The organism is Microbispora sp. GKU 823, assembly GCF_002027145.1.
Lineage (GTDB): Bacteria > Actinomycetota > Actinomycetes > Streptosporangiales > Streptosporangiaceae > Microbispora > Microbispora siamensis.
The window spans coordinates 20293-28795 of record NZ_MWJN01000115.1; the positions used below are offsets into that span (position 1 = coordinate 20293).

The 8503-nt window shown below is 71.5% G+C and carries 8 protein-coding genes; all 8 read right to left on the reverse strand.

Features of this window, described 5'->3' with window-relative positions:
* Nucleotides 1-5 precede the first annotated feature (5 nt).
* A complete protein-coding gene (mrdA, locus tag B1L11_RS37760; protein ID WP_079320048.1) occupies nucleotides 6-2060 on the reverse strand; it encodes a penicillin-binding protein 2 in 2055 nt (684 codons plus the stop codon).
* On the reverse strand, nucleotides 2057-2575 hold the full coding sequence (locus tag B1L11_RS37765) for a rod shape-determining protein MreD (RefSeq protein WP_079320049.1): 519 nt from the start codon (nucleotides 2573-2575) through the stop codon (nucleotides 2057-2059). The genes mrdA and B1L11_RS37765 overlap by 4 nt, the downstream gene beginning before the upstream one ends.
* Before the next feature lie 3 nt (nucleotides 2576-2578).
* Entirely contained in the window at nucleotides 2579-3820 is a 1242-nt protein-coding gene (locus tag B1L11_RS37770; RefSeq protein WP_079320050.1) for a rod shape-determining protein MreC, read from the reverse strand.
* A gap of 15 nt (nucleotides 3821-3835) precedes the next feature.
* The gene (locus tag B1L11_RS37775; RefSeq protein WP_076434349.1) at nucleotides 3836-4867 is read right to left on the reverse strand and encodes a rod shape-determining protein; all 1032 of its coding nucleotides are present in this window, start codon (nucleotides 4865-4867) and stop codon (nucleotides 3836-3838) included.
* Nucleotides 4868-5086: 219 nt separating this feature from the next.
* On the reverse strand, nucleotides 5087-5497 hold the full coding sequence (gene ndk / locus B1L11_RS37780; protein WP_030505860.1) for a nucleoside-diphosphate kinase: 411 nt from the start codon (nucleotides 5495-5497) through the stop codon (nucleotides 5087-5089).
* Nucleotides 5498-5718: 221 nt separating this feature from the next.
* The gene (locus tag B1L11_RS37785) at nucleotides 5719-7188 is read right to left on the reverse strand and encodes a hypothetical protein (RefSeq protein ID WP_143737837.1); all 1470 of its coding nucleotides are present in this window, start codon (nucleotides 7186-7188) and stop codon (nucleotides 5719-5721) included.
* Nucleotides 7189-7250: 62 nt separating this feature from the next.
* Nucleotides 7251-7589, reverse strand: a complete 339-nt coding sequence (locus B1L11_RS37790; RefSeq protein WP_143737838.1) for a DUF4233 domain-containing protein — start codon at nucleotides 7587-7589, stop codon at nucleotides 7251-7253.
* Between the two features lie 8 nt (nucleotides 7590-7597).
* On the reverse strand, nucleotides 7598-8503 hold a 906-nt coding region (locus tag B1L11_RS37795; protein ID WP_079320053.1), incomplete at its 5' end, for a folylpolyglutamate synthase/dihydrofolate synthase family protein.

The following is an 8503-nucleotide window of genomic DNA, read 5'->3' on the forward strand; positions in this document are numbered from 1 at the left end:
CCGCCTCACTGCGTTTCGCGGCTGATGGCCGGCAGCCGCGTCACCGGTTTGCCGTCCGGAAGCGCCGGCTTGAGCGGCTTGCCGTCGTCTCCCTTCCCGAGGCCGAAGATCCCTTCCCAGATGCGCCGCACGGCGGGCGCGGCGGTCGAGGCGCCGAAGCCGCCCTGCGCCACCATGACCACGGTGACCAGCCGCGGATTGTCCGCGGGCGCGAAGGACGCGAACCACGACGTGTCCTCCTTGCCGTAGACCTCTGCCGTACCGGTCTTGCCGCCGATCTTGACGATGTTCATCGGGAACCCGCGGAACGCGCCCGCGGCCGTGCCGTCCGAGGGCACCTCGCTGAGCGCCTTGCGGATGTAGGTGCGGGTCTCGTCGTTGACCGGCAGATGCCCCACGATCGGGACCGGGATCTCCTGCTTAAGGGTGCCGTCCGGACGCATCAGCGCCCAGCCGACACGCGGGCTGCGCACGTTCCCGTCGCCCAGCAGCGCCGCGTACGCCCGGGCGAGCTGGAGGGGGGTGACCAGGACGTCGCCCTGGCCGATCGAGAGGTTGACCGCCTCGTAGGCGTGGAAGATCATGCCCTCCAGGCAGTTCTCGTTGGCCAGCCGCTTGGCGAACGCGGCCCGGCTCTGGTCCTTCATCTCCGGGTAGCCGATCTTGGCCCGCTTGCACATCTCCGACTTCGTGGAGTTGTACAGGTCGAGCTTCCAGGCACGGGTCGGAATGCGGCCCGCGGACTCGCCGGGCAGGTCGATGCCGGTGCGCTTGCCGAAGCCGTAGGCCTTGGCCATGTTGGGCATCGGCTCCTTGACCTTGGCCTTGGGGGTCTTGCCGCCGTCGCGCAGCCACTCCTCGTACCCGGCCTTGTAGAACACGGTGTCGCACGACTTGACCAGCGCCTCGTGCAGCGAGATCGCGCCCAGGCTCATGCCGCCCGCGTTCGGGTACGACCGGCCCTCGACGTTGTAGGAACTCGGGCACTGGTAGGTGCCGTGCAGGGGCTCGCCGTCGGCGACCATCGCCGACACCGAGCTGATCTTGAACGTCGAACCCGGGGCGTACTCACCGGCGATCGCCCGCGACACCAGCGGCTTGCCCGACTTGTCCGACAGCAGCCGCCGGTAGTCCTTCTCCGAGATGCCGCCCGTCCAGACCCTGGGGTCGTACGTCGGCCGGCTGGCCATCGCGATCACGCGGCCGGTCTTCACGTCGAGCACCACGCCGGCGGCGCCGTCCGAGTTCGGCACCTCCCGCATGGCCTGGTCGAGCGACTTCTCCACGACGCGCTGCACGTTGGCGTCGATGCTGGTCACCAGGATGTCGCCGGGGACCGGGTCGGACTGCTGGTTGACCGAGATGACCTTGCCCATCCGGTCGACCTGGACGTTGCGCAGACCGGGCGTGCCACGCAGGGCGGAGTCGTAGGTGCGCTCCAGCCCGTCGCGGCCGGTGAGGTCGACGCCCGAGTAGTTGGCCTTGAGACCCTCGCGCTTCTCCAGCTCGCTCTGCGTCACCGGCTGCAGGTAGCCGAGAAGCTGGGCGGCGTCCTTGCCGTCGGGATAGTCGCGGATCGCCTGGATGTCGGCCGTGACGCCGGGGAAGTCCTCCTGGCGTTCCAGGATCTGCAGCGCCGCCCGCGGGTTGACGTTGTTGGCGACCGGGATCGGCGTGTACGGCGAGCCGGGCCAGCACGGGCGGCTGATGCCGGGGCCGCACGCCCGGATCTCCTGCTTCAGCTTCGACATCGGCACCTTCAGCACGGCGGCCAGCCGGCGCAGGACCGCGTCACCGCCGTCCCGCATCCGCTCCAGCCGGCCGCGGTCCACGGAGACCACCAGCGTCGTACGGTTGCGCACGAGCGGGCGGCCGGAGGAGTCGAGGATCGCCCCCCGCAGGGCGGGAACCCGCACCTCACGGGTGCGTGTCTCCGTCGCGACCGTGACGAACCGCGCCCCCTGCACCACCTGGACCTGCCACAGCCGGACGACGAGCACCACGATCATGGCGATGACCAGCACCTGCAGGACGAGCAGGCGTCCGCGCAAACGTGTCATGCCGTCCCCCGTCTCCAGCTCGGCACGAGATCGCCGCCACCGGCGCGCTTCCGGTGGCCGCCGTGCGTGACCTTGACCGCCCGGAGCACCAGCGGGGCGGCCACGAGATTGCAGATCGCGGCCCGGGGCCATGCCATGGCCAGCACCGGCCAGGTGATCCCCGGCGCGCCGATCAGGGCACCCAGACCGGCCAGCAGGCCGGGCGCGACCACGGCGCACGCCGCCACCGCGGCCAGCGGGACGCGCTCTCCCACACGCCCGGCCGCGTAGCCGAGGGCGCACAGGACCAGCGCGTACTGGCCCAGCGTGTGGTTGGAGGGAGGCAGCAGGTCGTAGGCGAGCCCTCCGCAGAAGCCGATCACCGCACCCGGCACGGGCCCGCGCATGGTCGCGAGCGCGGCGACCGTCAACAGCACCAGGTCGCGCCAGGACGAACAGCAGCCGGCTGTACGACCGCTGACCTGAAGCACCAGAGCGACGAAGAGCAGCAGCGCGGCGAGGAGGTTGCGGGCCATCGCTCAGTTCCTCCCACCGCGGCCGTCGTCCGCCACAGTGCCCTGGCGCTGCCGAGGCGCGTCGCGCGCCTCGCCGGCGGCGGGCCGTTCATGGGCGGCGGGCGGCTCCTGGCCGTACTGCTCCTGCGCGAACTGCTCTTGGGGTTGCTGCTCCCCGTCCACGGCCTGTGTGCCGTGCCGGCCGCGCCGCTCCCGCGCGGCCTCGGGCCGGCCCTCGCCCGCCTGCCGCTGCTCGGTCGTAGCCCGAGACTCGTCGCCAGGGCCGCGGCCCCGGTCGCCGAGCCCCCACTCGGCCTCCAGCGAGGCGTGCCCCTGCCCGCGGCCCTCGTCGCCGCGCCGCTGGTCCTCGCGCGGCGGCTTCGGCGGCGCCGGCTTCGGCGGCAGCACCGCGTCGCGCGGATCACGCTTCGGCGCCGCGACCACCACGCCGACGACGTCCAGCGCGGAGAAATTCGTGAACGGCCGCGCGTACGCCGTCCTGGTCACCTCACCCGGCGTGTTGTCCACCCGCTCGACCACGCCGATCGGCACGCCCGGCACGTACGGCTTGCTCTGCTGAGAACCGAACGAGACGATCCGGCGGCCCACGCCGATCGGCACGGTCGAGTCGAGCAGACGGAACCTGATGAGGTTGCCGCCGCCGCCCTCCTCGCCGAGGCCGCTCACGACGCCGAGCTCGTTGCCGCCCTCCAGCCTGGCCCCGGCCGACAGGGCCGGGTCGGTCAGCAGGGCGACCGTCGACCCTGCCGGGCCGGTCTGGACGACCCGGCCGACCAGCCCGGCGTCGCTCAGCACCGTCATGTCGGGCCGGATCCCGTCGCCGGTGCCGGCGTCGATCTCGACCGTGTCCTCAAAACCGGCCACCGTACGCCGCGCGACGACCTGGGCCGGCACGATGCGGTAGCGGCCGAGCCCCGCCAGCCCGAGCATGCGGTCCAGCTTCTCCGCCCGTGCCTTGTCGAGCCGCTGCGCCGACACCTCGTCCCGCAGCCGCGCGTTCTCCTTGCGCAGGTCGGCGATGGCGCGCTGGGCGGAGGGCGCGTCGCGCAGCATGCCGACGAAACCGGTGATCGGCCGGGTGACGGCGGCGCCGACGCGCTCCACCTTTCCGAACACGGCGCCCGTGAAGTCGCGCACCGGGCCGAGGACGTGGTCGTTCCCGGCCCGGTGATCCACGGTGATGAGGATCAGCGCCACGGCGAGGAGGAGTCCGAGCGTGAGACGGGCGCGGCGGGTGTCTCTCATGACGCTTGACGCTCCTTAGTTGCGGGGCTCCGGCACGAGCACCTGCTGGAGGGCTTCAAAGTCCTCCACGCACCGCCCGGAGCCGAGCGCGACCGAGTCGAGCGCGTTCTCGGCCAGGTGGACCGGCATGCCGGTCTCCTCGCGCAACCGGTCGACCATGCCGCGCAACAGGGCGCCGCCACCGGTCACGGCGATCCCCCGGTCCATGAGGTCACCGGAGAGCTCCGGCGGGCACTTGTCCAGCGTCGACTTCACCGCGTCCACGATCGCGTTGACCGGCTCGGCGATCGACCGGCGGATCTCCTCGGCGCTGATGACGACCGTCTTCGGCAGGCCGCTGACCAGGTCACGGCCGCGCACCTCGGCGTGGAAGTCCTCGCCGGTGACGCAGGCGGACCCGACGGCGATCTTGACCTCCTCCGCCGTGCGCTCGCCCAGCATCAGCGAGTACTCCTTCTTGGCGAAGGCGATGACCGCCTGGTCGAGTTCGTCGCCCCCGACGCGTATCGACTGGCTGGTCACGATGCCGCCCATCGAGATGATGGCCACCTCGGTGGTGCCGCCGCCGATGTCGACGACCATGTTCCCGGTCGGCTCGTGGACCGGCAGGCCGGCTCCGATCGCGGCCGCCATCGGTTCCTCGATGATGTACACGCGGCGGGCCCCGGCCTGGTAGCCCGCTTCTTTCACGGCGCGCTGTTCCACCGCGGTGATGCCACTCGGCACGGCCACGATGATGCGCGGGCGCACGAAGTGCCGCCGTTTGTGGATCTTCTGGATGAAGTACCGCAGCATTCGCTCGGTCACATCGAAATCCGCGATGACACCGTCCCTCAGGGGACGGATCGCGACGATGTTTCCGGGCGTCCGCCCGATCATCCGCTTCGCTTCTATCCCAACTGCCACGATCTTTCCTGTCGTGACGTTGATGGCGACGACGGACGGCTCGTTCAGGACGATGCCGCGCCCTCGGACGTAGACGAGAGTGTTCGCCGTGCCAAGGTCGACAGCCATGTCACGGCCCAGGAATGTCAGCTTGCTGCCCATGCGGAAGGAAGCCTTCCTTCAGGTGGTTAGCGGTTACCGGGTTCAGCGGGAGTGCGGGATGACGCATCGCATTCGAATCGTAACGGCCTGTGCTCATCACTGGGCACATCGAGCTCTCAAGCCCCCGGAAAAACCGGCGTCCCCCGGCCTAAGCTCGGTCACCACCTGGAAAAACACGAGAGGCCCCGGTTTAAACCGGGGCCTCTCGTGTGGCAAGGACTAGAAACGGTCCGGAAAGAAAATCTTGATTTCCCGGGCGGCGGACTCCGGCGAATCGGAGCCGTGGACGACGTTCTCGCCGATCTCCAGGGCGTGGTCGCCGCGGATCGTGCCGGGCGCGGACTTCACCGGGTCGGTCAGGCCGGCCAGGGCGCGGAACGCCTCGACGGCCCGGGGGCCCTCGAGCACCATCGCGACCAGCGGGCCGCCGGTGATGAACTCCACCAGCTCGCCGAAGAACGGCCGCTCGGAGTGCTCGGCGTAGTGGGCCTTGGCCGTCTCGGCGTCGAGCGTGCGCAGATCCATCGCCACGATCTTGAGGCCCTTGCGCTCGATGCGGCCGATGACGTCCCCGATGAGGCCGCGACGGACCCCGTCGGGCTTGATCAGGACAAGCGTACGCTCGGACACGGTCTCTTCTCCTAAGGTCGTCTGACTCGCCGTACACGGTGACCCGGCGGATCGCGGGCCCACCCGTCACGCGTCTGGGGAGCTCCGGCTGGAAAGCTCCGACGCAACGGCAGCTTACCGGTCCGGGGACGCCGCTCCGATCGGACGAGCCCGGTGCCGGTGGGTCTCCGGTGGTGAGCCTTTGGCGGCGAGTCTCCGGCGGCGGGGCGTTCGGGGAAGTGTCAGTGTGCGGGGCCGGCGTCCCTGGGAGTGTCGCCTTCCTCCGGTGACGGGGTCGGCGCGGGAATCACCACCTCGCCGTCCGCCGCCGCGGCGGCGGCCCGGCGGGTCAGGACGGAGAAGAGCACGATCACTCCGACCACGACGAAGCCGCCGACCAGCGCCCACGTGTGCAACGCGTCGATGAACCCGTCGACCAGGGCGTTCCCGTCGCCCCGCGCGGTCTCTGCGGCGTCGCGCAGCCGGTTCACCTGGATGCCGGTGCCGAGCAGGAAGCCCGCGAGCACTGCCGGGAAGCACAGCGACAGGCCCAGCATCGCCGATCCGAGGCCCGCCGCCCGGAACGCGCCGACCAGCGCCACCGCCGACCCCGCGGCCAGCAGGACGAACGGCACCACCAGCGGCGTGCCCGACGGCGCCGGGACCAGCAGCCTGATCGCGGCCAGCCCCGCGACGACGGCCACGAGACCGAGGACCGTCATCCGCGCCGCGAACGTCTCGGGCGCCCGCCCCGCGAGGACGGCGCCCACGAGCGCGGCCATCGCGGCCACCAGGAACGGCACCCACAGACCCTTGAGGCCGGGGCCGCCCAGCGGGCCGCCGAGCTCGATGTAGGTCATCTGCGCGGCGGTCGGCAGCACCACCAGCCCCACCGCGACGTTGACGAAGGCGAGCGTACGGCCGCCGGGCCCCTCGAACGTGCCGAGCGCCGCGAGCGCCAGCATCGCCACCACCACGATCGCCGCGGCGACGACGACCAGGTGCGGCGGCCAGTCGAAGGTGATCCCGACGCCCAGCACCGCGATGGCCGCGGCGGGCAGGATGGCCAGCGCGAGCCGCCCGCGCTCGGCCGACGTCGGCCGGCCCGCGGGCAGGATGTCCCCCTCGGCCCGCGGCCCGCCGTCGCCCGAGATCATCCAGAGCACCAGGTATGCCGCGGCGAGGGCCAGCGCCACCCCGGTGAGCAGCGGGTACGGCTGGAGGGTGACCTGCCAGGAGGACACGTCGCGGATCGCCCACAGGGCGAGGGCCTGGGCCGACAGCAGCGAGGCGGCCAGCGCGCCCGCCCAGATCGGCAGCAGCACCCGGTGCCGGGGACGCTCGGCGACCGCGACCAGCGTGGCCGGCACGAGCATGCCCGCACCGATCCCGTGGAGCACGCGCAGCACGCCGACGAGCGCGACCGTGTCGGTGTACCCCCCGGCGACGTCGGCGAGCGCGAGCAGCGTGAGCCCCGCCACGAGGATCGGCGCCGCGCGGAGCCTGCGCACCGCGACCGCGGCGAGCGGCACGGTCACCAGCATGGCGGGCAGCGCCAGGCCGTGTGCGCGGATCATGTCGACCTGCGACACGCCCGGCGGCAGCAGCGCCGCCACGACGGAGATCGTGTTCGGGATGGCGACGAGCGCGAGAGGAAGGGCCACCAGGGTGAGCAACCCGATGACGACGTCGACCAGCAGAGGGACGCGCACGGCTCGGACCGGCACGGCGGTCCGAGCCTGCGGTACGGGAGGGACGGCCATGGTTGCCGACTTTAGCGCTTCGTCGTCCCTTCGACACGGCGAGCGACGAAGATGGCCGTTATCCACAGGGCGGCGAAGATCACCCCGAGGAAGAACATGACCGGGACCAGGAATCCTGTAGCGATTGTCAGGATTTCAAGCACGGTGCCCGCAATGTACGCGTACGGGCGTTTCAACATGCCGGCGACCAGCACGCACAGGACGGCCAGCCCGAGCCCGACGGTCAGCGCGAGCGGCGTGGACACATGGTTGATGGTGATCGCGACCGGGCTGATGAGCGCGACGACGATCGCCTGCATCCCGAGGACGGTCGCGCAGAGCCGGCGCATGCCGGGGGTCACCTCGAACACGGCGCTGCTCATTTGGCGGCCCTGAGGAGGATGCGCGCCTCGCCCGCGGTCACGACCGAACCGGTGATGAGCACGCCGGAGCCGAACTCGTCGCCCTGGTCGGCCAGCGCGACACCCCTGTCGATGGCGTCGTCGAGCCGGTCCTCGATGTGGACGCGGTCCTGGCCGAAGACCGCCTCCGCCCGGGCCGCGAGGTCGTCCGGGCTCAGCGAGCGAGGAGAGGAGTTGCGGGTGACTACGATCTCCTCGGCCACCGGTTCCAGCAGGTCCAAAATCGTGTCCACGTCCTTGTCCGCCATCACGGCCACCACGGCGACGAGCCGGGTGAACCCGAACGCCTCGGTCAGGGCCTCGACCGTCGCCTCCATGCCCGCGGGATTGTGCGCCGCGTCGACCAGGACGGTCGGGCCCCGCCGCACGATCTCCAGCCGGCCGGGGCTGCTCACCTGGGCGAAGGCCTGCCGTACGACCTCCTCGCCCAGCGGGTCGTCGCCGGCCGTCAGCGCCTCCACGGCGGCCAGGGCGCCCGCGGCGTTGCCCGCCTGGTGCGCGCCGTACAAGGGCAGGAACACGTCCTCGTACACGCCTTTCAAGCCCCTGAGCTGGAGCATCTGGCCGCCCATCGCGAGCTCGCGATGCAGCACGCCGAACTCCAGCCCCTCGCGGGCGACCACCGCACCGACCTCGGCCGCCCGCCGCATCAGCACCTCGGCGGCGGGCAGCGCCTGCTGCGCCAGCACGGTCATCGCCTTCGGCTTGATGATGCCGGCCTTCTCACCGGCGATCGTGGCGATGTCCGGGCCGAGGTAGTCCGTGTGATCGAGCGAGATGGGCGTGATGACGGAGACCGTCCCGTCGGCGACGTTCGTCGCGTCCCAGGTGCCGCCCATACCGGTCTCGACCACGGCGACGTC